The organism is Serratia sp. UGAL515B_01 (genome assembly GCF_033095805.1).
Lineage (GTDB): Bacteria > Pseudomonadota > Gammaproteobacteria > Enterobacterales > Enterobacteriaceae > Chania.
In genome coordinates, this window is the sequence record NZ_CP109901.1 from 448740 (window position 1) to 473121 (window position 24382).

General features: G+C 48.2%; 38 protein-coding genes, 3 tRNA genes and 2 pseudogenes. 18 read left to right on the forward strand and 25 right to left on the reverse strand.

What is annotated here, in order from left to right:
* The first annotated feature begins 93 nt into the window (after positions 1–93).
* The 3 genes and pseudogenes from OK023_RS02095 (at position 94) to OK023_RS02100 (ending at position 2349) form a co-directional block, all read left to right on the forward strand.
* Positions 94–417 (forward strand): hypothetical protein, encoded by a 324-nt coding sequence (locus OK023_RS02095; RefSeq protein WP_317694545.1) that lies wholly within the window; start codon positions 94–96, stop codon positions 415–417.
* A 317-nt stretch (positions 418–734) separates the two neighbouring features.
* Positions 735–1013: pseudogene (locus OK023_RS19115) on the forward strand (hypothetical protein); the annotation flags it as partial.
* Between the two features lie 415 nt (positions 1014–1428).
* On the forward strand, positions 1429–2349 hold the full coding sequence (locus OK023_RS02100) for a L,D-transpeptidase family protein (RefSeq protein ID WP_317694546.1): 921 nt from the start codon (positions 1429–1431) through the stop codon (positions 2347–2349).
* A 388-nt stretch (positions 2350–2737) separates the two neighbouring features.
* On the opposite strand, the gene ampH is transcribed toward OK023_RS02100, so the two are convergent.
* The gene (ampH, locus tag OK023_RS02105; RefSeq protein ID WP_317694547.1) at positions 2738–3880 is read right to left on the reverse strand and encodes a D-alanyl-D-alanine-carboxypeptidase/endopeptidase AmpH; all 1143 of its coding nucleotides are present in this window, start codon (positions 3878–3880) and stop codon (positions 2738–2740) included.
* A 310-nt stretch (positions 3881–4190) separates the two neighbouring features.
* Here ampH and OK023_RS02110 point away from each other — a divergent pair, with 310 nt between their 5' ends.
* Positions 4191–4475, forward strand: a complete 285-nt coding sequence (locus OK023_RS02110) for a DUF1435 domain-containing protein (protein WP_317694548.1) — start codon at positions 4191–4193, stop codon at positions 4473–4475.
* 80 nt (positions 4476–4555) lie between these two features.
* Here the strand turns inward: OK023_RS02110 and OK023_RS02115 are convergent.
* The 3 genes from OK023_RS02115 to OK023_RS02125 all read right to left on the reverse strand — a co-directional run bounded on the left by OK023_RS02115 (position 4556) and on the right by OK023_RS02125 (position 4883).
* Positions 4556–4642, reverse strand: a tRNA-Leu gene (locus tag OK023_RS02115).
* A 35-nt stretch (positions 4643–4677) separates the two neighbouring features.
* A tRNA-Leu gene (locus tag OK023_RS02120) sits at positions 4678–4764 on the reverse strand.
* 32 nt (positions 4765–4796) lie between these two features.
* A tRNA-Leu gene (locus OK023_RS02125) sits at positions 4797–4883 on the reverse strand.
* Between the two features lie 167 nt (positions 4884–5050).
* Between OK023_RS02125 and OK023_RS02130 the strand changes: the two are divergent.
* A pseudogene (locus OK023_RS02130) lies at positions 5051–5342 on the forward strand (aldo/keto reductase); the annotation flags it as partial.
* 40 nt (positions 5343–5382) lie between these two features.
* On the opposite strand, the gene rsmC reads toward OK023_RS02130, so the two are convergent.
* Complete coding sequence (gene rsmC / locus OK023_RS02135; protein WP_317694549.1) at positions 5383–6426, reverse strand: 16S rRNA (guanine(1207)-N(2))-methyltransferase RsmC; 1044 nt, start codon at positions 6424–6426, stop codon at positions 5383–5385.
* A gap of 287 nt (positions 6427–6713) precedes the next feature.
* Here rsmC and OK023_RS02140 point away from each other — a divergent pair, with 287 nt between their 5' ends.
* From OK023_RS02140 to OK023_RS02150, 3 genes are all read left to right on the forward strand, one after another.
* The gene (locus tag OK023_RS02140) at positions 6714–7151 is read left to right on the forward strand and encodes a DNA polymerase III subunit psi (protein ID WP_317694550.1); all 438 of its coding nucleotides are present in this window, start codon (positions 6714–6716) and stop codon (positions 7149–7151) included.
* On the forward strand, positions 7096–7539 hold the full coding sequence (rimI, locus tag OK023_RS02145) for a ribosomal protein S18-alanine N-acetyltransferase (protein WP_317694551.1): 444 nt from the start codon (positions 7096–7098) through the stop codon (positions 7537–7539). The genes OK023_RS02140 and rimI overlap by 56 nt, the downstream gene beginning before the upstream one ends.
* 583 nt (positions 7540–8122) lie before the next feature.
* Positions 8123–9376: a site-specific integrase gene (locus OK023_RS02150; RefSeq protein WP_317694552.1), complete on the forward strand. Its 1254-nt coding sequence runs from the start codon at positions 8123–8125 to the stop codon at positions 9374–9376.
* Here the strand turns inward: OK023_RS02150 and OK023_RS19120 are convergent.
* The 20 genes from OK023_RS19120 to OK023_RS02245 form a co-directional block, all read right to left on the reverse strand.
* Positions 9345–9566, reverse strand: a complete 222-nt coding sequence (locus tag OK023_RS19120) for a helix-turn-helix domain-containing protein (protein ID WP_411569381.1) — start codon at positions 9564–9566, stop codon at positions 9345–9347. The genes OK023_RS02150 and OK023_RS19120 overlap by 32 nt on opposite strands.
* Positions 9535–10026, reverse strand: coding sequence for a hypothetical protein (locus OK023_RS02155; RefSeq protein WP_317694554.1), 492 nt, complete (start codon positions 10024–10026; stop codon positions 9535–9537). The genes OK023_RS19120 and OK023_RS02155 overlap by 32 nt, the downstream gene beginning before the upstream one ends.
* An 85-nt stretch (positions 10027–10111) precedes the next feature.
* Positions 10112–10480, reverse strand: a complete 369-nt coding sequence (locus OK023_RS02160; RefSeq protein ID WP_317694555.1) for a hypothetical protein — start codon at positions 10478–10480, stop codon at positions 10112–10114.
* The gene (locus OK023_RS02165; protein ID WP_317694556.1) at positions 10477–10755 is read right to left on the reverse strand and encodes a hypothetical protein; all 279 of its coding nucleotides are present in this window, start codon (positions 10753–10755) and stop codon (positions 10477–10479) included. Before OK023_RS02165 ends, OK023_RS02160 begins: the two co-directional genes overlap by 4 nt.
* A 1-nt stretch (position 10756) precedes the next feature.
* Positions 10757–11338 (reverse strand): hypothetical protein, encoded by a 582-nt coding sequence (locus OK023_RS02170; RefSeq protein ID WP_317694557.1) that lies wholly within the window; start codon positions 11336–11338, stop codon positions 10757–10759.
* Positions 11331–11669 carry a hypothetical protein gene (locus OK023_RS02175; RefSeq protein ID WP_317694558.1) on the reverse strand — a complete coding sequence of 113 codons (339 nt, stop codon included), beginning with the start codon at positions 11667–11669 and terminating at the stop codon, positions 11331–11333. Before OK023_RS02175 ends, OK023_RS02170 begins: the two co-directional genes overlap by 8 nt.
* The gene (locus OK023_RS02180; protein ID WP_317694560.1) at positions 11662–12201 is read right to left on the reverse strand and encodes a hypothetical protein; all 540 of its coding nucleotides are present in this window, start codon (positions 12199–12201) and stop codon (positions 11662–11664) included. The genes OK023_RS02175 and OK023_RS02180 overlap by 8 nt, the downstream gene beginning before the upstream one ends.
* Positions 12202–12381: 180 nt before the next feature.
* On the reverse strand, positions 12382–12621 hold the full coding sequence (locus tag OK023_RS02185; protein ID WP_317694561.1) for a hypothetical protein: 240 nt from the start codon (positions 12619–12621) through the stop codon (positions 12382–12384).
* The gene (locus OK023_RS02190) at positions 12611–13048 is read right to left on the reverse strand and encodes a hypothetical protein (RefSeq protein WP_317694562.1); all 438 of its coding nucleotides are present in this window, start codon (positions 13046–13048) and stop codon (positions 12611–12613) included. The genes OK023_RS02185 and OK023_RS02190 overlap by 11 nt, the downstream gene beginning before the upstream one ends.
* Positions 13045–13218, reverse strand: coding sequence for a hypothetical protein (locus tag OK023_RS02195; protein WP_317694563.1), 174 nt, complete (start codon positions 13216–13218; stop codon positions 13045–13047). The genes OK023_RS02190 and OK023_RS02195 overlap by 4 nt, the downstream gene beginning before the upstream one ends.
* A gap of 2 nt (positions 13219–13220) precedes the next feature.
* A complete protein-coding gene (locus OK023_RS02200) occupies positions 13221–13901 on the reverse strand; it encodes a lambda exonuclease family protein (RefSeq protein WP_317694564.1) in 681 nt (226 codons plus the stop codon).
* Positions 13898–14683, reverse strand: a complete 786-nt coding sequence (bet, locus tag OK023_RS02205; protein WP_317694565.1) for a phage recombination protein Bet — start codon at positions 14681–14683, stop codon at positions 13898–13900. Before bet ends, OK023_RS02200 begins: the two co-directional genes overlap by 4 nt.
* Positions 14683–15000, reverse strand: a complete 318-nt coding sequence (locus OK023_RS02210; protein ID WP_317694566.1) for a hypothetical protein — start codon at positions 14998–15000, stop codon at positions 14683–14685. Before OK023_RS02210 ends, bet begins: the two co-directional genes overlap by 1 nt.
* A 344-nt stretch (positions 15001–15344) precedes the next feature.
* Positions 15345–15512, reverse strand: a complete 168-nt coding sequence (locus OK023_RS02215) for a hypothetical protein (RefSeq protein ID WP_317694567.1) — start codon at positions 15510–15512, stop codon at positions 15345–15347.
* A 438-nt stretch (positions 15513–15950) separates the two neighbouring features.
* Positions 15951–16214 (reverse strand): hypothetical protein, encoded by a 264-nt coding sequence (locus tag OK023_RS02220; RefSeq protein WP_317694568.1) that lies wholly within the window; start codon positions 16212–16214, stop codon positions 15951–15953.
* A 185-nt stretch (positions 16215–16399) separates the two neighbouring features.
* Complete coding sequence (locus OK023_RS02225; RefSeq protein ID WP_317694569.1) at positions 16400–16663, reverse strand: hypothetical protein; 264 nt, start codon at positions 16661–16663, stop codon at positions 16400–16402.
* Positions 16664–16972: 309 nt separating this feature from the next.
* Positions 16973–17146, reverse strand: coding sequence for a hypothetical protein (locus OK023_RS02230; RefSeq protein WP_317694570.1), 174 nt, complete (start codon positions 17144–17146; stop codon positions 16973–16975).
* 458 nt (positions 17147–17604) lie between these two features.
* Entirely contained in the window at positions 17605–18048 is a 444-nt protein-coding gene (locus tag OK023_RS02235; protein WP_317694571.1) for a hypothetical protein, read from the reverse strand.
* A gap of 13 nt (positions 18049–18061) precedes the next feature.
* On the reverse strand, positions 18062–19018 hold the full coding sequence (locus tag OK023_RS02240) for a hypothetical protein (RefSeq protein WP_317694572.1): 957 nt from the start codon (positions 19016–19018) through the stop codon (positions 18062–18064).
* A 133-nt stretch (positions 19019–19151) separates the two neighbouring features.
* Positions 19152–19844: a helix-turn-helix transcriptional regulator gene (locus OK023_RS02245; RefSeq protein WP_317694573.1), complete on the reverse strand. Its 693-nt coding sequence runs from the start codon at positions 19842–19844 to the stop codon at positions 19152–19154.
* Positions 19845–19972: 128 nt separating this feature from the next.
* Here OK023_RS02245 and OK023_RS02250 point away from each other — a divergent pair, with 128 nt between their 5' ends.
* The 10 genes from OK023_RS02250 (at position 19973) to OK023_RS02295 (ending at position 24380) form a co-directional block, all read left to right on the forward strand.
* Complete coding sequence (locus tag OK023_RS02250; RefSeq protein ID WP_317694574.1) at positions 19973–20206, forward strand: transcriptional regulator; 234 nt, start codon at positions 19973–19975, stop codon at positions 20204–20206.
* Between the two features lie 110 nt (positions 20207–20316).
* Positions 20317–20613 carry a CII family transcriptional regulator gene (locus OK023_RS02255; RefSeq protein WP_317694575.1) on the forward strand — a complete coding sequence of 99 codons (297 nt, stop codon included), beginning with the start codon at positions 20317–20319 and terminating at the stop codon, positions 20611–20613.
* Between the two features lie 25 nt (positions 20614–20638).
* Positions 20639–21409 carry a hypothetical protein gene (locus tag OK023_RS02260; protein ID WP_317694576.1) on the forward strand — a complete coding sequence of 257 codons (771 nt, stop codon included), beginning with the start codon at positions 20639–20641 and terminating at the stop codon, positions 21407–21409.
* The gene (locus tag OK023_RS02265) at positions 21406–22107 is read left to right on the forward strand and encodes a replication protein P (RefSeq protein WP_317694577.1); all 702 of its coding nucleotides are present in this window, start codon (positions 21406–21408) and stop codon (positions 22105–22107) included. The genes OK023_RS02260 and OK023_RS02265 overlap by 4 nt, the downstream gene beginning before the upstream one ends.
* Before the next feature lie 76 nt (positions 22108–22183).
* The gene (locus tag OK023_RS02270) at positions 22184–22375 is read left to right on the forward strand and encodes a hypothetical protein (RefSeq protein ID WP_317694578.1); all 192 of its coding nucleotides are present in this window, start codon (positions 22184–22186) and stop codon (positions 22373–22375) included.
* Positions 22376–22377: 2 nt separating this feature from the next.
* Positions 22378–22734, forward strand: a complete 357-nt coding sequence (locus OK023_RS02275; RefSeq protein ID WP_317694579.1) for a hypothetical protein — start codon at positions 22378–22380, stop codon at positions 22732–22734.
* Complete coding sequence (locus OK023_RS02280; protein ID WP_317694580.1) at positions 22727–23011, forward strand: hypothetical protein; 285 nt, start codon at positions 22727–22729, stop codon at positions 23009–23011. Before OK023_RS02275 ends, OK023_RS02280 begins: the two co-directional genes overlap by 8 nt.
* A gap of 72 nt (positions 23012–23083) precedes the next feature.
* Positions 23084–23530 carry a recombination protein NinB gene (locus tag OK023_RS02285; protein ID WP_317694581.1) on the forward strand — a complete coding sequence of 149 codons (447 nt, stop codon included), beginning with the start codon at positions 23084–23086 and terminating at the stop codon, positions 23528–23530.
* Positions 23527–24183: an MT-A70 family methyltransferase gene (locus tag OK023_RS02290; protein WP_317694582.1), complete on the forward strand. Its 657-nt coding sequence runs from the start codon at positions 23527–23529 to the stop codon at positions 24181–24183. Before OK023_RS02285 ends, OK023_RS02290 begins: the two co-directional genes overlap by 4 nt.
* Positions 24180–24380 carry a hypothetical protein gene (locus tag OK023_RS02295; RefSeq protein ID WP_317694583.1) on the forward strand — a complete coding sequence of 67 codons (201 nt, stop codon included), beginning with the start codon at positions 24180–24182 and terminating at the stop codon, positions 24378–24380. The genes OK023_RS02290 and OK023_RS02295 overlap by 4 nt, the downstream gene beginning before the upstream one ends.
* Positions 24381–24382 lie beyond the last annotated feature (2 nt).

A 24382-nucleotide genomic window follows, 5' to 3' on the forward strand; every position in this document is an offset into this window, starting at 1 on the left:
GTGAGTGCCTCTGTCTATCATTTGAACACGGTCAAGGTGTGAGCTGCGCAGTTTGTTGGAGTTAATAGGCGGTGAACAAACCAGGTGATACCGTTGTGGAAAATACCTATTGGGATGGCGGCTGGGGTAAATAATGTTATTTTAAACTTGGAAAATACGACTTTCCCCAGTCACCATGCCGGTAGCGACTTGCAAGTCACGTTTCCACTAGGTGTTGGTATCGCTGGTGATTTTAGCCTGAATTCGAATAATCAGACTGGTTATGCTTGGGTTAGAATCTATGTGGTGACTGAAACAGATTTACCTCCTTCTGACATTAACGACGGTTATCTGAAATTAAGTAAGGATTTGGATATACAAATACGGTTCCTTGGTTCAGGTCAACAGCAGAGGGTACCTTTCTCCGACACAGCTTAGTGTGGGCATCAGAACCACTGCTCTTGGATTGTCAACTCTCCGTGGTTCGGGGGATTCACGCAGGTAGAGGCATGGTTAAAACTACGCAGAGATATGATTGGTGGTGCACTTTCATTTCCAGGCGATTTTGCCCCAAGAATGCAAAAAAAATTCAATCCCCGCTTTTCGAATTTATTTAAAAGCACAGTTAATCCCGATCCCCGTTGAGTGTAATATTCGGGTTAACGTGCGAAAAAATATAATGTGGATTTTGGCGATATAAACAGTGAGGGTATTACCGCTGATGGTAGCCATTACGGTAACTAACCCTTGATTACGATTGTAACAACGAGCGTGGTTTACCTATAAAAATCAATTTGATAGCTAATGGAAACGGCTTCTCAAACGATTATATTGCTACCAGTAATCCTGACTTGGGTATTGTAATGAAATATGGCAGTACAATAGTTAAGCCTCAAGGCAGTTTTAACAGTAATCTTTTGTATGGCAAAGGAGAGGACGTTATCTATGTTGCTCCGGTGAAAAACCGGGTGTCACAAACGTTTAAGACAGGCGATTTCACTGCTAATGCCATTTTGGTCATGACGGTTCAATAATGCAACAAGGTAGCTGGAATGTTTCCAGCAAGTGCGGGCAATTTCTATACATTTTTCTTGGCCCCGAAATGCCAGAGCCCTTACAGAAAAGGCACATGGTATGTGACGATATTGCTGATATTTACAAAAAATTCACGTACAACCACATTTAGCGACAAAAAAGTGTGATTTTTGCTCCAGTAATGTTTCCCTCTTGGCTACAAGTGCACATATAATGCGCATCCGATCACATTTGACCGGATTTATACCCGAGTTCATTCAAGTTGCAGGTAGGCGGCAACTGAGCGAAGTCTCTGGAGCTTACTCAAGTAAGTGACTGGGGCGAGTGAAAGCAGCCAACATCGCTGCCGCTTGAATGACGACGGGTATAACATATAACACTCATAGCCAGTGCGGCCAACACTCTAATACGAAGATGAAAATGAGCATTCGCGCGTTATTAACTCTGTTTACTGCCTTGGCTGCCTTCAGCCAGGCTGTTTTTGCCGTTGTATACCCTCTGCCAGACAAGGATAGTCGCCTAGTGGGCGAGAATATCCAGATCACCGTGCCTGCAGACAGCAAGTTGCCGTTGGAGAGCTTCGCGGCTCAATACCAGATGGGCTTGAGCAATATGCTGGAAGCTAACCCAGGCGTTGATCCATTTCTGCCGCTGCCTGGTAGCACTTTGACCATTCCACATCAACTGATCCTGCCAAATGCACCGCGTGAAGGCATCATCATCAATAGCGCAGAAATGCGCCTGTACTATTATCCTAAAGGTACTAAAACAGTGATCGTGTTGCCGATTGGTATCGGCGAGCTGGGCAAAGATACCCCGCTGGACTGGGTCACATCCGTACAGCGCAAAAAGGAACGACCAACCTGGACGCCGACGGCTAAAATGCGTGAAGAGTATGCTGCGGATGGGGTGATCTTACCCCCTGTATACCCGGCAGGCCCGGATAACCCAATGGGGTTGTATGCGCTGTATGTTGGCCGCCTATACGCTATTCATGGCACCAACGCCAACTTTGGCATCGGCCTGCGTGTAAGTCACGGCTGTGTTCGTTTGCGTAATGATGACATTAAATACCTGTTCGACAGCGTGCCAGTAGGCACCCGTGTGCAGTTTATTAACGAACCAGTGAAAGCTTCTGTTGAACCAGACGGTTCGCGCTATCTGGAAGTGCATAACCCGCTTTCAGCCTCTGAGGAAGAATTGAAGTCGAAAGAACCCGTTCCGATCACCATTTCTGAATCAGTAGGCAAAGTTCTAGTTGATCCCACCATCAACCAAAGCGAAGTGGACGCTGCCATTCAAGCGCGCTCCGGTATGCCGGTTAAAGTGAATTAATCTTTGAATTATAATTAAAAAAGACGCCCTCGGGCGTCTTTTTTGTCTGGGAGGCCAATCAAGAAATCAGTATGCCAGCATGGCTACCAGCGTGAATTTATAGTCTTCGCTTTTAAAGAAATTGCGGCTGAACTTAAACACGGTGCCGTCGTTGAGGGAACCTGTAGAGATTTTCTCTAGGATCTCATCACGGCCTGCTGGATAAAATCAGGCCGACGACCACCGTGTGCGGGTATTGACCCCAACACCATTTGCCAGTGAAACCGTGCTGGACGAGCAAACCATATAGTCAAAGGCGACTTCACTACGTTGGCATCTTGTCAGTCGAAAATGTTCCGCTTTAAGTGTTAGGCAGTGCCTTGCTGTTGCACGCGAGCGCTGCAATTAATTAGCTTTTGTTCGCCACCAAATCCGCTACCAGCCTATTGACGGGATCGCTCATATTAGTAAATTTGGTCAGTTCAGAGCGGGTAACTACCACGAACACGCCAATATTTTGCTGTGGCACCATCGCCATATAAGTAATAAAGCCGCCACCTCCACCGGTTTTCTGGATGATCCCCGGCAGGCTGTCTTTGGGCGCCATGTAGACCCACCCTAGCCCTAAGGCAGAGGCTTCACCTGGCACATCCATTCCTGTCAGTGACACGAGATCCTGGCGCTGGAAGTACATGGTTTGCTCGCTCATCGCCGTCGGTTTGCGCGAGCCGGTAACGTTGGAAGAGAGGAACTGCTGCATCCAGCGCTGCATATCGCGCGGGGTAGAGTAAACACCACCGCTGCCTGCCGCTGCGGTAGTATCGCGGCAGATGCTAGGCCCTTTGGCCGCGACCATCAGGCGTGAGCACTGTTCGGCACTGGGGGTGAGCGTGGTATCCACCATTCCCAGAGGGGCAGTGATCTTTTCACGCAACAATGCGCCATACGGCTTGCCTGAGGCATTTGCCAGGGCATCCGCCAGCAAATCGTAAGCCAGATTGGAATAGGACGCTCGCACGCCTGGTGGTACGGTGATGCTGGCATGTGCCAGCCATTGCCAGCGTTGTGCTTTGGTTGGCCAAATGAAAACCGGCGTTTTGGGCGGTTTTTTGCCTGGCATTTCGCGAGGCAAGGCGCTGGTATGGGTCGCCAGATTCAGCAAAGTAATGGGTTGGCGTGAGTTGTACGATGGTACATGGGCCCCTTTGGGCGCATATTTGCGCAGCGGATCGGTGATTTTAACTTTTCCTTCCTCCGCCAGTTTAACCATCACTTCGCTGGTCATCAGCTTGGTGATGGAGGCGATACGGATCAGGGAGTCAGAGCGAGGGCGCTGATTATTACCCGGTTTGGTATCGCCAAAACTGCGGTTGACCACCTGATTGCCGTCAATTACTACCAGTGCCATCCCGGTTGCGCCGCTGTTATAAAAGATATGTTCGGCATAGTTATCGACAATCTGCGAGGTCAGTTGTGAACTGGCGGCAAGGCCTGCCAGCGGCGAAGTGCTTATGCTCAGCATTAGCAATAACGAGGAGAGTGAGGTTTTCAACGATTTTTTTCCATGCAAAAAGCGGTAGTTAGCCGGGGGATACATTCAGTTTAATGCGTAATTATCTGAATCGCATGCGGTAATTATGTTAAGTGGTCGAATTTTGCACGATTTTCTTATGCCACGTGGGTTGAAGAAGAGTACGGCCATTGTGCGTGTGTGTAAATGGAGGGCAGTTTTTTGCAAGGGTGTTAGATCACCATTACGTGCTTTTATCTGAGTCAAGCTTCTCGCAGATTTATAAAAAATGATGGACGCTGGTAGAAATTATTATATGATATTAATTATCATTATCACTTGAGGCAATGAGATGCTAGCTGCTGTGATTACCGCGTGTGGGATGTGGGGTGTCAGTTGGTATCTGGGTGACCGACTTGCCAGCGCTTGGGGAGTGTTATTACCCTGTGCCCTGATGCCATTTCTGGCAATGTTCGAGCCGGACATGATGCAGTTGCGTACCTTGATCGTCATCGCTATGTTGGCGACGCTGGTGATGTTGTTCAATAGCCGCTGGCGTCACTACCTGCTGCTTCCTTCCAGTATGGCGCTGGCCGGTGGGTTAGCGGCGATCAGTCTGCGTTTCAGCTTTGGCTAAAACAACGAAAGTACGCATTAGTGTGTTGGATTTTCAGAAGGGATTGATACGTAATGGAGGCTGGCAAAGAACACATCGAATGGTGCGAAGAGAGGGACTTGAACCCTCACGTCCGTAAGGACACTAACACCTGAAGCTAGCGCGTCTACCAATTCCGCCACCTTCGCACAAAAGATATGCTTTTAGATTTATATCACCAGCTTGGTGCGAAGAGAGGGACTTGAACCCTCACGTCCGTAAGAACACTAACACCTGAAGCTAGCGCGTCTACCAATTCCGCCACCTTCGCATGTGCTGTGCAATATAAATCATGTGGTTATTTGGTGCGAAGAGAGGGACTTGAACCCTCACGTCCGTAAGGACACTAACACCTGAAGCTAGCGCGTCTACCAATTCCGCCACCTTCGCATACCCAAAAGTTACCACGGGGGCGAATTCTAGAGATTTTGGCGGGGACGTCAATAATTATTTCCCCGTTTAGCGGCGTTAGCTGTAAAAACCGCCATATCCCGCTCTTCTTTGAAATCGTAGTCTAGGGCGTGTCCCATGACCGCGCGCGCCGCTGGCGGTAATTGGCCCGCAATCTGGCATTGGTAGAAAAATTCAGTGAGTTGGCGAAACAGAAAGGGGCTGCTGCTTTACAACTGGACAACTGGACAACTGGCTTTGGCCTGGGTGATGGCGCAAAGGGAACACATTGTGCCGAACCCTGGCACCAAGCGCAGACGCTACCTAGAAGAAAACGTCACAGCGGCGGATATTACGCTGAGCGAGCAGGAATTGGCGGTTATCGAAGCCGTGTTTGCTGTGACAGAGATGGTTGGGGAGCGTGATACGCCGGTAGGAATGGCACATCTTAACGGCTAAGTAGAGTCTTTCCCCTCACCACAGATGAGGGGAAAGAGGCTTACTTTTTCTTCTTCGGATCGCGAGGTGGGCGGCCCACGGTGGCTTGATACACTTTGAAGCGGCCATTCTGCGCCAACACTTCGTGGCTACCGAAAGTGGCGTCCAGAATATCTGGATAAGGTAGAAAGGCGTTAGCGACAATGCGTAATTGACCACCGATTGGCAGGTGTTTGACTGCCCCGCGGATCAGCGTTTCTGCTGCGGTCAGGCTGGTGGCCAAACCGTCGTGGAAAGGAGGATTAGAAATGATCAGATCAAAGCGCCCAGTAATATCGGAGTAAACGTTACTGACGATCACCTCCCCTTCGATCCCGTTGGCTGCCAGCGTAGCGCGGCTGGACTCGACGGCCGCTGCATTGACATCGCTAAGGGTCAGTTTCATTTTCGGTGACATTCTGGATACCACCGATGCCATAACGCCTGCACCACAGCCAACGTCCAGCAATTTGCCTTTCATGTGTTTATCCAACGTGGAAAGCAGCAATGAACTGCCGATATCCAGACCGTCGCGGCTGAAGACGCCGGGTAGCGTCTTAACGTTAAGATCGTGTAGCTGATAGCTTTCCCACCAGTCGGACAGATCAAACTCTGTCTGAACATCAATGCGGCCATGATAAAGGCCACAACGGCGTGCACTGTCTATCTTGGCAAGTTGGACGTAGCCCTCTAGCGTTGGCTCAGCACTACGCACACCGCTGCGGTTTTCACCGACGACAAAGATTTCCGCCCCAATTGGCAGCAGAGCCAAGATATTACACAGTTGGAACTGGGCCTCCTGCTTGCTCTTTGGCCAGTAATAAACCAGCGTGTCGCATTCTGCGACGAAGGCAGGATCTACCGTCAGGCCGAATTGTGCATTTTCGCCCATCGTCCGGTTCAGTAACTGCCAGTGATGGTATTGCTGAGTGTGGACACGGACATCCGCAGCCTCGAATTGGGCGGGGAGAGTATCCTGCAAATCGCCAGCGAACAGCACGCGGCGTTCAATAAATTCATCACTGTGGCGCAGCATAACTTCACTGGCGGGGGTGAATGCAGACATCAGTTTTCAGCTCCTGGTCGGGATACATTCTTAAAGCGGGGGATTATAGAGCTTTGTGACCAGATGTTCGATGTGTTTGTTGGCGCATGGCATGCGGGTTTGTTAGCATATACCACGATGCTGGGGTGCTGGCTGCCGAATCACTTACCGGCGTAAGCTCATCGGGATTATGAGTTTTATTGAAGAGGCTCACCCTCTGGGCCAGTGCGTGCTGCTTACCAGTATCCTTCAGTCACTCGGGTATCACGCGGCATAGGGTAGATAGGGTACAACTCAAGGGGATCGGCATGGCATCAAGACGCGACTGGCTGTTACAACAACTGGGTATTACGCAGTGGACATTGCGCCGCCCAGGCGTGTTGCAGGGCGAAGTTGCAGTGAGTGTGCCGCCCAACGTGCGTTTGCTGGTGGTGGCGCAGGATTTGCCGGATCATCATGACCCTCTATTCTGCGATGTGCTGCATAGCTTGGATCTGATACCGCTACAAACCTATAGCTTGACACCGGAGCAGGCAGCGATGCTGCCCGAAAATACTGAATGCAACAGTTGGCGGCTGGGCGTTGCGGAACCGCTTGCGGTGGCCGGTGCGCAGCTATACAGCCCGGCGTTGGCCGAGCTTTCTCAAGATGCGGGTGCGAAACGTGCACTCTGGCAGCAGATTTGTCACTATGAACAACATTTCTATCCTGACAATGGCCGATCTGGCCACAGCCTTCAAGATTGAACAATCCAGCCACGCGTTTCCTTGGACTGCAGCGACCTTCGCAAGTAATCAGGGCGAACGTTACCTTAACCTGAAGTTGGAAGTGGATGGGCAGATGGCCGGATTTGCCATTACCCAGATAGTATTGGACGAAGCCACGCTGTTTAATATCGCTATCCACCCAGATTGGCAACGCCAAGGGTTGGGCCGTACCTTGCTTAACGCCTTGGTAGAGCAGCTGGTAACACGGGGCATTGTCACGTTATGGCTAGAGGTGCGTGCTTCTAATCTGGTGGCAATAGCGCTTTATGAAGATCTCGGTTTTAACGAAGTGACGGTCCGTAGCAACTATTATCCTGCAGCTAATGGCCGTGAGGATGCGATCGTCATGGCCCTGCCATTGGGGTAACGCGGCGATACTTGTCTGCCGAAGAAACCATTGATTGTCACAGGCTGGCAAATCAGCGAAAATAACCGCCTATACTCGTTATACTTCAAGCTGTATGTGTGTTGTCTTCGCTTGTTCACCCTAGTCACATTGTGAGCTATGCTCTTGGGGGTTTGCTAGCTTGACGCCTTCATGCAACCCGAATTATTTAGAGTACATACTCTTTTTATTACCGCTTTGTCTGGTGTCGCGCTTCACGCGTTCTCATGACTAACAGGGCGGACTAACCATAGAAACGTGAAAAACATGTCTCCTAGTGAATTCGCTCGCGAAGTCTCCAAAAGAAGAACTTTCGCCATTATCTCGCACCCAAATAACACCCCTCCTATAAAGTAACAAACCTTCTGAAAAACCCCCTTAAACTCACCAAGCGAAAACCCTTCAATTACCGACTCCAAATCACTTAATGCTCTTTTTTTAATCAAAATACAGTAAACAACAAAAGGATATTTTAAATTCCTCTCAATAAAAATATGTACAACCGGATGTACATAATCGTAACCTCATGGTCTCTGCGAAAAAATATGTACACAATGAGGCTGCAATGGCGCTGTCTGATACCTGGTTGCGATCCACTCTCGGCAAAGAGCAAGAAAAGATACTCGTCAAGACTGACCGCGATGGCTTATCCGTTCGCGTCTCACTGAAAGGCAAGATCACGTTTCAGTATCGTTATCGATGGGGATCGAAATCAGAGCGCGTTGATGTTGGCACCTACCCGGCGATGAGCCTTAAGGATGCTCGTGACGCTGCCATCCGATTACGTGGCGAGATAGAGAACAACCGCAACCCTCGCGTTGTGAAAGCCACGGAGCGCATCAAGGCGGTTGGCGCGCTTACTGTCCAGCAAGTGATAGAGCAGTGGTATGAATCCTATTGCGAGAAGAACAAGAAGAACGCCGGAGAGATTAAGCGATCCTTTGAGTTGCACGTTTTTCCGAAGATCGGCGCGGTGCCACACGAAAGCGCCAATTTCCACATGTGGCTATCACTGCTCGAACAACTCACGGTAAAACTGCCAAGCATTGCAGATCGCGTTCTCGTCAACGCCAAACAGGCCCATCGTTGGGCCATGCGTCGCCAACTGGTAACCAATACCCCGTTAACCGATCTGACGTCAAAGGAATTGGGGGTAGAGATTGGCACTGGCGAACGAGTGCTATCTCACGATGAAATAGCGTTGCTCTGGCGATGTATGGAAGAAAGCCGTATGACGCCCAAGAACGCGCTATTTATCAAGCTTTGCTTGCTGTTCGGTTGTCGCGGGGGTGAGCTTAGGCTGGCTAGGGTGAGTGATTTTGATATGGGAAGGAAGGTATGGACGGTGCCTCCGGAAAATCACAAGATGGGGACCAAAACAGGCAAGCCACTCTTGCGGCCAATCATACCTGCAGCGGAAGAGATGATCGAGGAATGCAGGCGGCATAACGCCGGAACTCAGTGGCTTTTTGTCAATACGGGAAAGAAAACCATGATGGGGAAAACCGTAGCCCTATCTCTGCCTTACAACGTTATGCAGTTTGCCAGGCGAAAGTTTGGTATTGATATGCCGCATTGGTCTATCCATGACCTACGCAGAACGATGAGAACAAACCTGTCAGACCTGACCGAGCCACATATAGCCGAGATAATGTTAGGACATAAGTTGCCGGGTGTCTGGCAGGTTTATGATAAGAGCGATTACCTTGATGAACAGTGCAAGGCATATGCCAAGTGGTGGGCGAGGGTTGAATCTATCGTGTGCGGTGATGGGAAGGTTATAGAGTTTACTCACACGAAGTCTGTCGGTAAGCGATAACATCAGAGCGGCGGTAAAGGTTAGGGCAGCTCTTTATCGCCGGTTTCGGGAAGTTTGGCTTCTTTTTCCTCCAATTGAGTATAGTCTGCTCACTTCTGCCAAAAAGTTCGGCAATATCTTTCGTTGTCATGTAAAAGTTGTCATTCATTATTGCCTCTTTATTTCTCTGCGTAAACTTCATGGCACGCATAGTTAAGCCACATCCAAGCTGGATACTTTTTTGGTAAAATACGGGCTATGTCTGCTGCGTGTTTGTCGAGGATTTGACGGTAGGTGAGGGTGTTTTCGGGGTTTCTATATTCTTTGATGGCTTCTCTAGCAGCATTGCGAAGGGCGTTCTCGGTTTCCGGTTGCTCGCTCAGTAGATAGCTTTCCATCAGGTTTTGCTTGGGCTCATCCGGTCGCTTGAATGAGTAGTTCTTGAATTGCTCATCTACAGATACGACGCGAATCGCTTTTATATAATTCACGATCTTTACTTTTTCTTTTATGAGATTTGAGTTGATGATGCTTGCACGCAATGTACTTACTCTGCTTAGGGTGATTTTCTCGTCGGGATACTTTTTAGTGAGGACTTCGAGATGTTGCTTTCTTGTGTAATAGCCTTTGTCTGCAGCTAAAAATAAAAGCAGGTCATAGTTAGTGAGCATAATCTGCAAACCCCCATGCCAGCACGCCGATGGTTATCCCATACAGCAAAAGCAGGGCGATAAAGTTAGAGTATTTTCTCATAGCTTACTCCTTCACTTGTTCGGAATTACCGGACAACTTGAGCGCGGCGGCCAGCTTGCACATGCAATCTTCACTAAGTTCAAACATACCTTTGCTATTTTGCTTTGCAGAGAGGAATTCATCCGGCACCGCTGGCGCTGGCGGGGCGGTGAACAGATTAATCATGGGCAGTTTAGGCTCTGTGTGCTGATATTCACCGCGCTTGATGTGGTGATATCGCTGCTCTAAAGGCTCCAACACAAACTTACCCGCAAGCACCCCCTGCGCCTCACTTGCTGCTAGTAGTTCAAGCGCTAGTAGTTGCTCCAGTGATGTTTTAGCGCCTGAAATTATCTCTTTGATATCGTCAGTTGTTAGTGTTGATTTGGTCATGCTTGACTCCAGTAATCCTTAATTGCAGCGCCAAGGCGTTGCATCCAGTTAGCCAGTTTTAACGCTGCTTCACGTTCTGAATTGCAGACCGGAAAATCATCAAATCGCATATCTGCTACGTACTGACGCATTGATGTGTCGCCTTTGATAACTAAATTTTGCTCTACTACCGAACGGGTGTTTTTAGAAAACTGCTCAGTGTGATAGATGCTTTCCGTTGTTCGTTTTTTCCTGTCTCTTGAAAAACTAATTAGCTCGGAATGAGTTTTACCCATATCACTCCCCCTCAACCGTGAAGCCAGCCTTTTTAGCGTCATTGGTGGCGGAATTTCTTCCATCTATCCAGCCCTTGCAGTAATCATCGCTGGCACCGGTAATGTGACAGATGGCGAATTCATCATATTGTTTGATCTTAATAGGCTGCTGTAGTCGCTGCTCAAGCTCTGCTATGCGCCGCTCTGCTTCATTCAGCTTTCCATCGTACAAGGAAACAACTTCACGGCTTGCCGTGAGGCTTTTCTCTGCTGCCTCTGCGCGTTCTCTCCATACTTGCGTTGCTGAGTTTGCTACTCCTAGACTTTCTTCAAGCTCTTTACAGCATTGTTCAGCAAGTTCTGCGCGTTCCTCCTGTGCCAGCGCTGCGAGTAGTTCAAGTACAACGGCAGGGCTTGCGGCGGCAACATATTTAGCGTGCGGACTCTCGCCATTCACGGACTCAAAACAGCCGATATGGTCACAACACATTTCTCCATTCGCTATCATGTAATTTTCTGTGTTGACGCTTGAGCCATCCTGAACCCAGCGTTCGTGACCAATAGCCAGTGCCGCCGCTTTCAGCTCTTCGAATTGCTTACTCATGCTTTGCTTCCTCCAGCGGTATAGCGCCTTCCTCTGGGTACTCTGCGCAATGTGCAATCAGTCCGTGATAATCTGGATCGCCGTTATCACCTACGATGGTCCCTTCGCCAGTCACTTCATGGCCAATAGCCGCATAAATCAGCGCATCAAGTTCATCATCAACGGATGGTAGCCATGGAATAGCGTGTTTTAATGCTTTTGTGAGCGCCTCGCATTTTTCATTTAGGGATGCGTAGTCCTCATATTTGACATATGCGCCGGATGGGTTATCACCTTCCGTTTGCTGCCAGGCATCAAACGTATTTACTGAAAATGTTTTTACCTTATTCATGCTTTGCTTCCTCCTGGGCGTCACGGGTTTTCTTCTTCAAATCCCACAACTTGCGCGATACAGCCGCGCTGGCGCGAAATATCATGTCCGGCGTGGCTTTGCGCTTATGCAACATTGGCGCGGGCTTAACCTCTTTTACCCAGCCGCCTTGAAAAATCATCAAGCCTGAATGCTCAGGCACTTCGATCCTGTCTGCTAAATCATCAGGCACAAGGAACCAATGGCGATTGAAGAAGCATTTTCCCGCTGCTGCTGCTTCATGTTTGTTCACTTTTTGCCACCCCTCATCGGGGAATTGCACTGTTTTGGAAAAATCAGCAAGAAAATCAGCGCGGCTTATCTTCGTTTCAATCTCGTCAACAAGGAGTGATTTTCTAATGCACAGCAAGTCGCTTTCGCACTGCCAAGGGATCAGGAAAGTATTCGGCAGGATGATGTCGTAACTTTTCCAGTAACAGCGATAGAACGCGTCAGAGAGGGTTTTAGCTGTTACTGGCTCGACCTGTTCAACTTTTCTCTGAATGAATGCCATCACCCTCTCTCCCCCTGTGTGTGCTGCTGCCAAAGTTTTTCCGCCGCTTTTCGTTGTTGGCGTGAAGACTTTACGTGCTCCCACGTAAACGGCCAGTTGCTACCCCACACCAGCCAGCGGCGATTACTGATCCGGTACGTGTTGTTGATGTGGACACCCAATAAGCGTCTTATTGAACGGTTACTCTTCATGATGGGCCTCGCTGCCACACGTTTTAGTCCAATCAACAGCGTGCTTAACTGGGTCGCCAAACATCCCGCAATCGCCGTTCAGGTGTACTGAGTGGTATTTGGCGGTACTATCCATCAGCAATTCATAGCCGTTATCGCATACGTGGTTAATAACACCATGGTCGCCATCATTCAGATAAACAACATCGCCGATCTTTAATTTCGGCTTCAGTTCGCTATTAGTTGCCATTGGGTGCCACCTCCCGCAGTTCTTTTGCATAATTCACAGCCAGAAACACGACGTGTTTGAACGCCTTTGCTCTGGCTGTTGTTGGTTTCTCGCACTGATACAATTTCCCTAGCATGTCGGCGAAACCATCAATCGCCTTAGCCTCTACTTCTGCCAGTGCTGCTTCGGTGGCGGGGGTATTGATATCATTCAGCGCATCAGTAAACCCGCCACGTTCCATTCCCATTTCAGCAATATCGTCAGCGTCGAATGCTGCGTTTTTGCAGAACTTCTTCAGCGCTACATTCTCAGCAACGACAGCATCAAACTGCTGCTTGAGCAGTTCATAATCTGAATGCTTAACCATCGGACCGTCTTTCACCTCATGCCAGTCAGATTTAAAATCATCGATGCTAGTGTGCGCGTCGTAGCGCTTTACGTTGTTCATTGCGGATCCTTATTCTTTGGCTGTACACACAGGCTTATTCCTTTTTTTCTTGCCATTGTTTTTATTGCAGCGTGCGTGCGTTCAAGCTTTTCAGAAATGATAAGGCCGGACATTTGCCCGGCCACTTCACGTAGAAATTGGAGTTCGTAGGGTTCCCATTTTTCAGCCATATCTACCTCCACTGTTCGCCAAATTTGAAGCCGATTTCATCCAGCGCAAGATCCATCTTTTCGATAAAATCCGGCACCTCATCGTCAAAGCGCTGCATAAATTCAGAGTCTCTCTCAACAGTCACAAAGTGCAGGTTTTCACGTTTCATGCGCGGATCGTAGTTTGCGAAATGCCAAGCCTCACAGCCGGTAACCCACATTGAGTATTGAACCTGCGCCATGTAATCAGCCTTTATCGCGTCGAAGCCGCCAAGCCTGAATTTTATGTACTGCGCGGTGGTGTAAGGGCATTTAAGCTCAAGGCCAACGCCATCCGAGCACAGGCCATCAGGGGAGCACGCCGTGCGCATTGACTCATCGCGATAGATGATCGGCGAGTCTTTAACGGTCACGCCGAAAATAAATTCAAATAGCGAACGTGCTTCCGCTTCGTGATCCTTTCCCCATGCCAGCGGCCTAGCCTTTACCTCTGGCGCTACTCCCGTGCATACCTCCGCGATCAGTGAGTTAAAATACGTAGTCTTTGTATCAGTCCACTTTGTGCCGCTGCGTGGCTTGGATATAACTGCAGATACACACGAGGCTGTGATAACTCCGAGGCGCAATTTCAGCCAGCTTTCATCACCCTGTTCGACGGTTAGAATGTCGATGCCAGTGCGTTCTAGAATGATTTCTGGCGTCATGCTGCCACCTTGGCTTTTGCCGCCAAAAAGCCACGGGCTTTAATGGCCTCTTCTTCGGTGATATCGTTGGCAGATGAGATAGGGCGGCGGAATGTCTGTGAGCAAATCGGGTAGAGATCTTCCCACGTCTTATTCATGCTAGTGAGCAGGTCTGTAATGCTTTGCAGGGTTTCAGAGGATGCAGGGGAAATATCGCGCTCATTCGATTGTTCGCCATGCATGTCAGACCAAGGCTCGTTAGTTGTTGCGGAAATCACGCGCTCAGCCTCATCCTTGTCATAAATCCCGGCAAATCCGAATGCCAATCTTGCGCACTGAATCATGGCTTTATGTCTTAACATACGCTTGGGGTGTGATTGCCATGGCCCTTTGACTTCATAGCCGCTTTTGGATTTAAAAGCCTCACGCTTGCACTCGTCCATCCATTCTGTGACGCTAATTGGGTGATTGCGATCCTTTCGGTATACCTTGCAAGTGCATGATTCGGCATCCTGCACAAACTCCATGCCATCAAACTGAGGGTGTTCGTTAATGATCCTTGCCCATCCATCTACGCCAACCACCGGTACAATGCCATTCTGTTTGTCTGGAAAGGCGTAGATTTCTTTAGTGAATGGGTTTAATCCGTACTGATTTGCTACGATCAGTAACGCCGTAAATTGGGCGTCTGTAGCCTCACCGGAAAATGCCGTAGCTTTTAATACGCCAACCAAGTCTGATCCGGCATCCATGCCTAGTCGTTCTGCTAGCTTCCCTGCCATTGTTACCAATGCTGTTGTCATCACGCCACCTCATCAAAATGATTGTTTACCTGCAGTAGCTCCATAGCCCGTTCCATCTTCACTTTTCGCTGCACGATCTCGTACTGGACATCATGCAAGCGTTCGTCCATCCAGTCAGAATGCAGCATTGCGTTTAACTGGCGTTGATCTGCGTGTGGGAAAAGCGTGCTTGCAGCATTGCGTAGAGCGTGCAATTTCAAGCCGTTCATTTCCTTTTCGGTGCGGTCACCGATAAGGTTCTGCTCGTCCTGGTCCATTTCGAGGATCTGCTCGTATTGCTCTAAAGCCTCGTCGACCATCTGCTGGTAGTTGCTCATTTCAACCCCCGGTAAAATAGACAGCGTGAGATTTGAAACAGGTCTTCGTCTTTACGTTCAATGGCAAGCAGCGCCATTAGCTGCAATGCGCGTGATAGATTCATAACGGGTCACCTCTCTGGTTAAGAGTTTCTTTAAGCCAGCGGCAGAAGGTGGTTATTACGCTTCTTATGCTTATCATGCGTATGCCTCCGAGCTGGGTTTAGTGCTATCAATTAGCCATTGATGAATACGTTCAAGTAGAGTTTTAGCGACGCCAATAGCGCCGCCGATAGCGTTAGCCATTGACGTTTTCCTTTGATTAGTGGTGAGTGGTGATTAGTAGGTCACCCTTACATATTGATTTAACAGTACGTTTTCACGCCGAATTGAGATAAGAATTTACAAATCTCTTCGTATTCCTCATCCGTAATTCCCAGATCTTCTAGGAAGTCGTTAAATGAGTTACGAGCCGCTTCTTTGCCAAGCGCGTAGATGAGCGCCTGTAGTTTTGCTGGTGCTTGAATTTCCATTCACTTCTCCAGATATAAAAAAAGCACCATCAGGTGCCGTTATTGTTGGATGCGCTCTATTTGCGCTTTAAGTTACGTGCCTTGCGTGCTGCTCGGCGCATCTTTGCTACACCGCTTGGCTTGTGCGGATGCTTGTTGCGGGCCTTACCGCGTGATGGCTCATAATTCAAATTGCTTGGTGGCAATAAAAAACGGCTGATTGAAAGCAGCCACTTAGTTAGCGTTGAGTTGTGCATTCATTTACTCCAGACATAAAAAAAGCCGCACTAAGCGACTTGGTGATTAACTGGCTCAACTTTATGGACAAAGAAAAGTTCAGCCATTCCGTTTTGATTGAGGACTTTTTCAGCCTCTTTTATGGCCTCTGTATCGTTCTCTGCTGATACATGAAATGTGGTCTTACATCCACATGGGATGTCGTAGCATGTGGCTCTGTACTCAGTCATTAAGTAGCCCGTGAATTACCTTCTCAGCAAGGTTCTTGGCTTCTTGCAGCTGAGACAGCCTTTCTCTGAGGCTTTTTTCTTTAGCTTCAATTAGGCTCGAAACAGTCGGCAGATCAAGACGCAATACGCCAGCAGTACTGTCGCTACCGAGATAAAATCTATCATCACCCCGGCTATGAGCGTAAGAAAGCCTATTTATTGCTTCCAAGCTTTCTTCACATTTAAAAATTTCATCTAATACTTTTTTCAATTCCATAATGGCCTCTCTGTCACGTTAATTAACTCTGGTGGTGCAGTGAGATACATGCCCTGGTGTTGGCTTTACTCCGTATCCCACCGCACCCCAGAGTTAACTAAGCCCCCCACGTGTAGGGGCAGAGGTAAAATCACTTGATAGTTAACATCGTGTAAGCATCTGTAGCCAGTTCCCGGGGAGGCGTGTTAGTCAAAGCCGTATGCATTGCGCTGGAAGTCAGCCGCCGACAGTCCTTCGCATCGTTGTTCTTCGGCCTCTCCCCTTGCGAAGTGGTGCGCCCATTGCGTAGCAGTGCGGGGCGGTAATAGTTTGCCGTTGTAGTCGCTGTAAACTTCGTCGGCTTGCTCGTTGCACTGATCCAAGGTATCCAAGAGCTGCCGGTCAGAAACGTCGGCACCATACTGATCAAAAATTGACTTAAGTTTTTGCTTAGAAATCTGTGTAGCCATCGTCTAGCCCTCACTTAACAATGTGAACTGCTTCTTTGCGTGTAGTGCGATAACCTGCTGCAAATCTCGCTACGTCCGGGATACAGGTCGCACCGCTGTAACTCTCAGTGCTTTTGTGCTCACAAAGTGCCAATGCTTTAGCTACTCTGTGAGAGCCTACAAGAGCCGCTGAAACGCTCTTGCATAAGCGAATATCCTTTGTTGCTTCTGCACGTTCCGCAGCTCTACGGAGCTTACGACGCAGTTTGCAGCGTTCTCTTGAGTTCATCGTGTAACCCTCCGCTAAAGCCCCATTTACGTGGATGTTATTTACTTATCAAGTAATTGAGATTTAATCTCACAAAGCACCTCTAGAGAGGCCTCATCTCCAGCTTTACAGGCTGCTGCTTGCATCCGTGTTATTGCTTCCAAGTCAGCACAGTTATATGCAGCTTGAACCTTGGCGATTGCGATTATTGCTGTTTCCAGTGTTAGTGATTTCATCTTGCAATCCTCTTAGTGGTTTTATTGCTGCCGCCTCACATTGACAGCGACAGAGTAAAAACACTTTTGGTACACCTTTCGGCATACAGTCCTGATTGTTAAAGAGCATGACACTTGGTGCGTGTCGGTGTTTCGTTTTGATGGGTTGATAATAGCTTTAGCGATTTAGTGAGTCAATCGCATAGGCGATAATAATTACCGATAAAGCGATAATTTGATGATAATTAAAGTGATTTATTTTTATTGCTGACTGGCGGGGAAGGGGTGAACGTTTAATTTTGTGGAATTACACCAGATTAGAAAGCTGATTGGCATGGGCAGGGATCGAACCGACACCTAGGTGGTGACCAAATCGCGATTATTTGAATGTTACGATAGGAATATCAGTGTGTTAGGGTGATCATCAGGTGGTGACTGTGGGAGATCGGGGGAATAAAAAACCCGGCTCGGTGGCCGGGTTAGAGGTGTGGAATTATCATTGCTAAATTACGCCAACTAAAGAAAAATGTTGTGATTGATATCATCAAAAATGATAACCCCAATAAGGTTAATGCAAAATCAACAGGCAAGTTAACAACTTGACTCTTATGAAAAAACATAGCAACTAGCGGGAAAATGCAAGATGCAATAAGCGTAGCTCCGGTGTTTATTAACCCGCTCACAATGCCCTTAAGTACGTTATTCTTCTTCAGCGCCCCAAGCAGGCCCTTGCTGCTGTCTGCGCTAGTGAAGATGGTTATAGCTGCAAGAACAAAACCAAAAAGTATCCCGGACACGGTTGACAAGACACCTGCTACAGAGATGATGCTTTGTTGATCCATAGGGGTCAGGTGGCGAATACCAAAAAATGTTAGCAGTAACGCCAGCACGCTCTTTGCTAAAAATATTGTTAACTGGCTCATGGTTGTTACCTGCCTATGCTGTGCTTTTTGGCAAAGCGTACTGATCAAGATAACGAGAATTCTCTATTTTTGCCTGTATCATTGCGATTTTCATGTCTGAGTCGCTTGAATAACCATCATGTTGTATGATAACAGACTTCTTCACCGTTAGGACCTGGTCAACTAAATTTTTCTTCTTTCTATCGCCTTGCGCAACAACATCAGCTTTCTCTACGGCTAACCCGCCATCACCAATTGGGAATTTTTCTAATAACTCTTTGATGCTACTTTTTACATCGAAAGTGAGCCACCCCTTTAGATTTCTTTTCAATGGAGACTGCCCACGAAGTAGGAGTGTGATGTGACTGGAGCATGTTCCTTTAGCCATTGCGATGACCTGTTTTGCAAAAGTCCCACTAAGATCATAGTTTGATTCGTTGAGATTTCTTGGTATGGCAAGCGATAGTTCGCAACTACGCAACGCTGATCCAGTTTCAAGTAATTCCTTTATGCTTTCTTGTCGCCATATAGCTTCGAAAGATATTGGAGACGAGCATGAAGAAGTGCTGAATAAAATGTAAGACAAATCGCTGTGCTTTGGGCCAAGATGATTGAGGGATAGAACTAAAAGGTCGTCTTTTGGGTAATAAATAAAAAAAGTTCTTTCTGTCAATACTTTGGAGCCGATAAGTGGTATTTTTTCTTCAACCCATGACTCATCACTGATATATGCCAAGTGTGCGCCATTTCTTTTTCTAGACATATATCCAAAATATGAATGATTTACATCATCCTTATCTATAAACTGAATTTTTAAGTGCCGCTCCCCAAACTCCACATAATGAGCTTTATCATTGGATTGGTTGCACTTTCTGTAAAGCTCATCAAATGCAGAAGAAATTGCTCCGGGATATGCTGAGCGCATGTTTTCTGAACCGGTATAGAAACCAACTCTAATCCCTTTTATCCTTTTTTCTTGTGCAGCAACCATTATTGGCTCCAATCCTGTCAATCAAAAGTTAATTAGCTTTTTAAAATGTTATCAAGATCACCCCGCCGCCACTTCATTCCAGGCGGCTACCCAATCATTTTTCCCCAACCCTACACCAGCCTCATCTTAGTCTCTACCAGAAGCGCTTGTAGTCTATCGACTGCCTGAGCAATACCTTTGCCATGATGAAAAACTGGTCCTCGTCAGATTGGCTGATGTGCCAATCCCGGTATCTCTGGTTGTCAGAGATCACAATTAACTTGTTACCCTGCATCTGTAGCCGCTTGATGTGGAGAGTGTTGCCAAAGACAAACACATAGATCCCATCACCATCAAACTGCGTCACAGCCATATCGACAAAAACATCATCGCCAGGGTTTATTGTGCCCTCCATGCTGTCACCGCGAACAGTGATCAGTTTCACCGTGTCGGCAGGGCGATTGCCAAACAACGATGCTGCCTGCTCGTTCGTGTACTCAATGGCTCTAATTCTCTCGATGAAGTCTGTTGAAACAAACGTTCCTGGCCCTGCACTGGCTTGAATGTCTAAAACATCCACCCTGTAAAAATCGCTTTCCGTACTAAGTGCCAAGTCCACAGGCAAAGGGTGAGCACCGTCAATGCGCATTGGCTCAGAGCCATCAGACAACCATTCTGGACGCACACCTAGAACCTTGGCGATATCAACAATCTTTCGCGATCCTTGCGCCCCGCCAGAAACTAGCTTCCATACACTGGATTGCGCCATACCCACAGCTTTAGCAAGCGATCCTTGCGTATATCCGCTCTCCTTCATCGCTATCTCTAGGCGTTTAGAAAAAGTCATAAAAACCTCGCACATACATCGGGTCTCATCATATCGCCGCAGCGATACATTATCAAAATCGTTAAAGCGATTGCTTTTAGCTAAAGCGATAGCTAAAATCAGCTCTGAGTAATAGAAAAGGGGATTTTATGAAACATCACTTAGTCGAAAAAGCGATTGCGATTGTTGGCAGCCAAGCCGCTCTGGTGAAAGCTGTTGGCAAAGCGCAGTCCACTGTATCCGACTGGTTGAACGGGAAAAAACAAATCTCCGTTGAAGGAGCGTTACTTCTCTCAAAAGCAACCGACGGGAAAATTCACCCATCAGAGTTCCGACCAGACAAGGCCAGCTTGTTCGAGCAGTTGAACAAGAAAGCCGCATAGCACCACCGCTCTTTAACACTACTGACCGCCCTTGCTGAGAAGTAGGGCACAACTACCAAGTGGTCACCTACGGGCTGATCACATCTAAACAACACGGAGAAGTATCACAAATGGAATGCGCAAAAACACGCAAAGCCGCTCGTCAAATTGAGAGCGCATTACTGAATAAAATTGCTGTGAAAGGGGTTAGCCAGATAGCTGAAAGCATCGGCGTTAACCCGTCACAGGTCACCAGATGGAAAGATTCGTTAGTACCAAGAATGGCAATGCTGCTTGCAGTGCTGGAGTGGGGAGTCGTTGACGATGACCTGGCCCGGATAGCTAAACAAGTGGCGGCGCTGCTGATACCAAAAGAAAAACCCCGGTCGGCTAACCAGGGTTCGGAACAGATAAGCATTGAATTCTGATGCAATTATACGGAGTGCCGAATAAATGGCAAGAATACGAACAGTTAAACCTGAGCTTTGGACGGATGAGAAGATCGTCGAATGTTCTATAGCAGCAAGATTGTTGTTTATCGGCGCACTAAATTTCGCTGACGATAACGGCAATCTGGTTAATTCTCCAAAGCGTCTCAAGATGCAAATATTCCCGGCTGATGCAATTGACTGTGAGCCGTTAATAAAAGAGTTGATTACTCATGGATTACTCATTGAGTACTCAGTGAGTGGTGTTAATTATCTAAATATAAAAGGTTTTTGCACTCACCAGAAAATAAATAGGCCATCCAAGACCAATATCCCAAAGCCTCAAGTCAGTGAGGACTCAGTGAATACTCATGGAGCACTCACTGACGGAAGGGATCTGGAAGGGATCCGGAATGGAAAGGAAGAGGAATTAAAACATAACACCCAGCCCGCTATCGCAGGCTGCGAGGTTGGAACTATTCCTGATGGGCCACCGGAAGAAGCTGGCATCCACGAAATATCATCTAAGTACGCATTCGATGGGCAAGTGGTCAGGCTGAATCACAAAGACTTCGAAGCATGGTTGAAGCTCTACCCGCTGATAGAACTCAAGTATGAACTGCAAAAACTGGATCTCGAGTTTGCTCACGAGAAGCCGAAAAACTGGTTTATCACTGCAAGTCAGAAGTTGAGCTATCAGAACAAGCAGGCCGCTTTGCGGGGAGGTAAGCGAGTGGTCAACGCCGAACCAGTCCCACACTGGAATAGCGAAGAGTCTTGGAGAGATTTTATATGAGCCAAAAACTCGTTAACGCCATAGCCAACCGCGACGGTGCAGCACTGGCGAAGATTTACGGAGGACAAGCGGCCAACCTGCAAAGCATCGTGAACCCTGATGCTGAAAAGCTGGTTGACGCTCTATTTCGCCAACTCAAGCAGGTATTTCCGGCAGCTAGCCAGACCAACCTGCGCAGCGAGGCTGACGAATCGGCAGCGAAGAAGCAGTGGATCGCCGCCTTTGCCGAAAACGGCATTCGAACCAAGGAGCAGCTCTCAGCCGGTATGCAGCATGCCCGCGCCAGTGAGTCGCCATTCTGGCCATCGCCAGGACAATTCATCGCGTGGTGCAAGCAGGGCGTTATTCGTGCCTCTGGCCTGCCTGATGCCGCTGGGCTGTATGATCTTGTCATGGACTATGCCAAGCGCCGTGGATTGTATTCCAGCGCCGAGGCCTTTCCGTGGTCGAGCAATGCGGCCTACTGGATGGTGACCAAGCTCTACTCGGAAATGCGCAGTCTGAACCTAACCGAATCGGAGTTGCTCAAGCACTGCGGGAAAGAGCTGACCGCAATGTCCAAGCGAATCGAAGCCGGTGAGCCGATCCCCGCACCAGTTGTGCAAATCCCTAAACTGCACATGCCAGTTAGCAACGAAAAGGCGCTAAGTAAAATCGCCGAAATCCGCGCCAAGCTGAATATGCCGAGGAAATCATGACCGAATCAGACTGGATAATAATCGCGATGTTCGCTGTGTCAGTTTATTTTCTGGCATGCAGCGGTGGAGGTAACCAATGAAACTGTTTTTTTATTTAATGCCAATTATCGGCTGGGCTGCTTTTGTTTTTTTAGCGGCTTTGTTGTTCGAAGCAAATAACGCAAACCTTGAGCAAGATGGGGCCGCATATTTGATTTTGTGTTTCTTTGTGTGGCTCATTTGTTGTTTTTTACCGGCTGTTAATTACTTTGAAAATCCCCGGAGATAACCATGAATAAGCAAGTATGGAACGGCGAAGGTCTGCCGCCAGTGGGGACGGTTTGTGAGATTAAGCGCGTTAATGACTGGCTTCGCGTGACCATCAGATTTATCTCGGATTGTCACACCGTATTTGTCACTGATGGCGAAACGGAAGCTTGCTATCAAACCTGCGCATTGCAATTTCGCCCCACCCCCACCCCTGAGCAAATCGAAGCGGAAAGGAGGGAGCGGATTTCTAACGCATTTCTAAGGGCATTCAATGACGCTAGGTTTTCAGGTGGCTGGAAGGGTAGCGATTCGTTGTATACCTCCATCTACGACGCAATCCGCGCCGGTAAAATTGAAGGGGTGAAGATTGATGACTAGAAAATCATCTACGATATGGGAGCTTTCAAAATCATATCGGGCTGAGCTGCGTGCAAGAGCTGGTAGATATGCCATTTCGTACAGGATAGAGGAAGACAGAAATACTGGAATGAATTACTTTTTTGAACTCAGAAGTGAGCAGAATGCCAGCCAAAAACGGGTTAGAAAAATGGTTAGAATGGGTTGTTTTGGCAACCCAAGAATCACCAATGTCGTTAGAAACGGGCGCATTGTTGAAGTAAGGGTTAATGACACTCCACCCACCACGGAGAAGTAAGCTATGAACCTTATCGTGATATGCATATTCATCTACTTCATGTTTAGGTTGCTTTGCAAATAGGAGTAACTGATGCAAAAACAGGTATTTTACCTGCGCAACTCTCAAATCAAACAGAACCTCAAGCAGTACATCGACACCCTCCAGTTAAACCCAGATAAACCTCTCTCAGTAACCATCCAAGAACCTACCCGCACACTCGACCAGAACGCTCGTTTATGGGCCACTCTGCGCGATATCAGCGATCAGGTCATTTGGCATGGGCGCAATCTGAATTCTGAGCAGTGGAAGCACATATTCACCGCTGCACTGAAGAAGCAAGAGGTTGTGCCAAACCTGAAAGGTGATGGCTTTGTCGTTCTGGGGCAGTCAACAAGCAAGATGAAGGTTGGAGAGATGCGCGACTTAATCGAACTGATGAACGCATTCGGGGCAGAACATGGCGTTAGCTGGAGCGAAGATTCACGGCTAGCGATTGAATGGGCTGCGCGGTATGGCGATAAGAATAAGGTTGCATGATGAACAAATACACATTGATTTACGCCGATCCACCGTGGGATTACAACAACACTATTTCCAACGGCGCTGCTAGCAATCACTACAAAACAATGGCTATCGAGGATATTAAGCGCCTCCCAGTCTGGGATTTGGCTGCAGATAATGCAGTGCTGGCTATGTGGTACACATCAACTCACGTCGAAGAGGCGCGAGAGTTAGCGAAAGCATGGGGTTTTGATGTTCGAACAATGAAGGGGCTGACGTGGGTAAAGCTCAACAAGTTGGCGGGGGAGCGGTTTGATAAGGCGCTGGCAGATGGGCAGATACTGGACTTTCATGATGTGCTGGACATGCTCAACGCTGAAACAGTCATGAACGGCGGCAACTACACCCGCGCTAACTCTGAGGATCTGCTTTTCGCTGTGCGTGGTTCGGGTCTGGAGCGTGCCAGCAAGAGTGTTAAGCAGGTCATTTACACGTGCCGAGACGAGCATAGTGGGAAGCCAGCAGAAGCTAGATTTCGTCTTGAAGCTCTCTATGGCGACGTTCCGCGTATTGAACTCTTCGCCCGTCAGTCTGCTCCCGGTTGGGATTGCTGGGGTAACGAGTGCGACAGCTCAGTAAATCTTATCCTAGGAATCGCTGCGATAACTGCGCGTAAGGCGGTCGCATGAAATCAACATTTGTGCACGAGTGTATTACTACTGAAGAGGCAATCCACTTGATGGAGTGCTATCGCAGAACCGGCGCTAAAGCAGAGCGAACGCTTAACGCTACCGACAAAACACGATGGGACGTAGCAGTAGAGCGTGATGAAGTGCGCTACTTGCCGCCTACTCCGTATTCGATGATCAACAGGTCATGGAGGTAGTG

Excerpts from the sequence above, each read along its gene's own strand:
- OK023_RS02160 (WP_317694555.1), bottom strand. The coding sequence starts at position 10,480 with ATGACCAAATCAACACTAACAACTGACGATATCAAAGAGATAATTTCA.
- OK023_RS02100 (WP_317694546.1), top strand. The coding sequence starts at position 1,429 with ATGAAAATGAGCATTCGCGCGTTATTAACTCTGTTTACTGCCTTGGCT.
- OK023_RS02180 (WP_317694560.1), bottom strand. The coding sequence starts at position 12,201 with ATGGCATTCATTCAGAGAAAAGTTGAACAGGTCGAGCCAGTAACAGCT.
- OK023_RS02235 (WP_317694571.1), bottom strand. The coding sequence starts at position 18,048 with ATGAGCCAGTTAACAATATTTTTAGCAAAGAGCGTGCTGGCGTTACTG.
- OK023_RS02225 (WP_317694569.1), bottom strand. The coding sequence starts at position 16,663 with ATGGCTACACAGATTTCTAAGCAAAAACTTAAGTCAATTTTTGATCAG.
- bet (WP_317694565.1), bottom strand. The coding sequence starts at position 14,683 with ATGACAACAGCATTGGTAACAATGGCAGGGAAGCTAGCAGAACGACTA.
- rsmC (WP_317694549.1), bottom strand. The coding sequence starts at position 6,426 with ATGTCTGCATTCACCCCCGCCAGTGAAGTTATGCTGCGCCACAGTGAT.
- OK023_RS02280 (WP_317694580.1), top strand. The coding sequence starts at position 22,727 with ATGACTAGAAAATCATCTACGATATGGGAGCTTTCAAAATCATATCGG.
- OK023_RS02240 (WP_317694572.1), bottom strand. The coding sequence starts at position 19,018 with ATGGTTGCTGCACAAGAAAAAAGGATAAAAGGGATTAGAGTTGGTTTC.
- OK023_RS02260 (WP_317694576.1), top strand. The coding sequence starts at position 20,639 with ATGGCAAGAATACGAACAGTTAAACCTGAGCTTTGGACGGATGAGAAG.
- OK023_RS02290 (WP_317694582.1), top strand. The coding sequence starts at position 23,527 with ATGATGAACAAATACACATTGATTTACGCCGATCCACCGTGGGATTAC.
- OK023_RS02175 (WP_317694558.1), bottom strand. The coding sequence starts at position 11,669 with ATGAATAAGGTAAAAACATTTTCAGTAAATACGTTTGATGCCTGGCAG.
- OK023_RS02245 (WP_317694573.1), bottom strand. The coding sequence starts at position 19,844 with ATGACTTTTTCTAAACGCCTAGAGATAGCGATGAAGGAGAGCGGATAT.
- OK023_RS19120 (WP_411569381.1), bottom strand. The coding sequence starts at position 9,566 with ATGCGTGCCATGAAGTTTACGCAGAGAAATAAAGAGGCAATAATGAAT.
- OK023_RS02200 (WP_317694564.1), bottom strand. The coding sequence starts at position 13,901 with ATGACGCCAGAAATCATTCTAGAACGCACTGGCATCGACATTCTAACC.
- OK023_RS02140 (WP_317694550.1), top strand. The coding sequence starts at position 6,714 with ATGGCATCAAGACGCGACTGGCTGTTACAACAACTGGGTATTACGCAG.
- rimI (WP_317694551.1), top strand. The coding sequence starts at position 7,096 with ATGAACAACATTTCTATCCTGACAATGGCCGATCTGGCCACAGCCTTC.
- OK023_RS02170 (WP_317694557.1), bottom strand. The coding sequence starts at position 11,338 with ATGAGTAAGCAATTCGAAGAGCTGAAAGCGGCGGCACTGGCTATTGGT.
- OK023_RS02275 (WP_317694579.1), top strand. The coding sequence starts at position 22,378 with ATGAATAAGCAAGTATGGAACGGCGAAGGTCTGCCGCCAGTGGGGACG.
- OK023_RS02285 (WP_317694581.1), top strand. The coding sequence starts at position 23,084 with ATGCAAAAACAGGTATTTTACCTGCGCAACTCTCAAATCAAACAGAAC.
- OK023_RS02185 (WP_317694561.1), bottom strand. The coding sequence starts at position 12,621 with ATGGCAACTAATAGCGAACTGAAGCCGAAATTAAAGATCGGCGATGTT.
- OK023_RS02230 (WP_317694570.1), bottom strand. The coding sequence starts at position 17,146 with ATGAAATCACTAACACTGGAAACAGCAATAATCGCAATCGCCAAGGTT.
- OK023_RS02210 (WP_317694566.1), bottom strand. The coding sequence starts at position 15,000 with ATGAGCAACTACCAGCAGATGGTCGACGAGGCTTTAGAGCAATACGAG.
- OK023_RS02220 (WP_317694568.1), bottom strand. The coding sequence starts at position 16,214 with ATGGAATTGAAAAAAGTATTAGATGAAATTTTTAAATGTGAAGAAAGC.
- OK023_RS02255 (WP_317694575.1), top strand. The coding sequence starts at position 20,317 with ATGGAATGCGCAAAAACACGCAAAGCCGCTCGTCAAATTGAGAGCGCA.
- OK023_RS02155 (WP_317694554.1), bottom strand. The coding sequence starts at position 10,026 with ATGCTCACTAACTATGACCTGCTTTTATTTTTAGCTGCAGACAAAGGC.
- OK023_RS02195 (WP_317694563.1), bottom strand. The coding sequence starts at position 13,218 with ATGGCTGAAAAATGGGAACCCTACGAACTCCAATTTCTACGTGAAGTG.
- OK023_RS02295 (WP_317694583.1), top strand. The coding sequence starts at position 24,180 with ATGAAATCAACATTTGTGCACGAGTGTATTACTACTGAAGAGGCAATC.
- OK023_RS02110 (WP_317694548.1), top strand. The coding sequence starts at position 4,191 with ATGCTAGCTGCTGTGATTACCGCGTGTGGGATGTGGGGTGTCAGTTGG.
- OK023_RS02150 (WP_317694552.1), top strand. The coding sequence starts at position 8,123 with ATGGCGCTGTCTGATACCTGGTTGCGATCCACTCTCGGCAAAGAGCAA.
- OK023_RS02265 (WP_317694577.1), top strand. The coding sequence starts at position 21,406 with ATGAGCCAAAAACTCGTTAACGCCATAGCCAACCGCGACGGTGCAGCA.
- OK023_RS02190 (WP_317694562.1), bottom strand. The coding sequence starts at position 13,048 with ATGAACAACGTAAAGCGCTACGACGCGCACACTAGCATCGATGATTTT.
- OK023_RS02165 (WP_317694556.1), bottom strand. The coding sequence starts at position 10,755 with ATGGGTAAAACTCATTCCGAGCTAATTAGTTTTTCAAGAGACAGGAAA.
- OK023_RS02250 (WP_317694574.1), top strand. The coding sequence starts at position 19,973 with ATGAAACATCACTTAGTCGAAAAAGCGATTGCGATTGTTGGCAGCCAA.
- OK023_RS02270 (WP_317694578.1), top strand. The coding sequence starts at position 22,184 with ATGAAACTGTTTTTTTATTTAATGCCAATTATCGGCTGGGCTGCTTTT.
- OK023_RS02215 (WP_317694567.1), bottom strand. The coding sequence starts at position 15,512 with ATGGAAATTCAAGCACCAGCAAAACTACAGGCGCTCATCTACGCGCTT.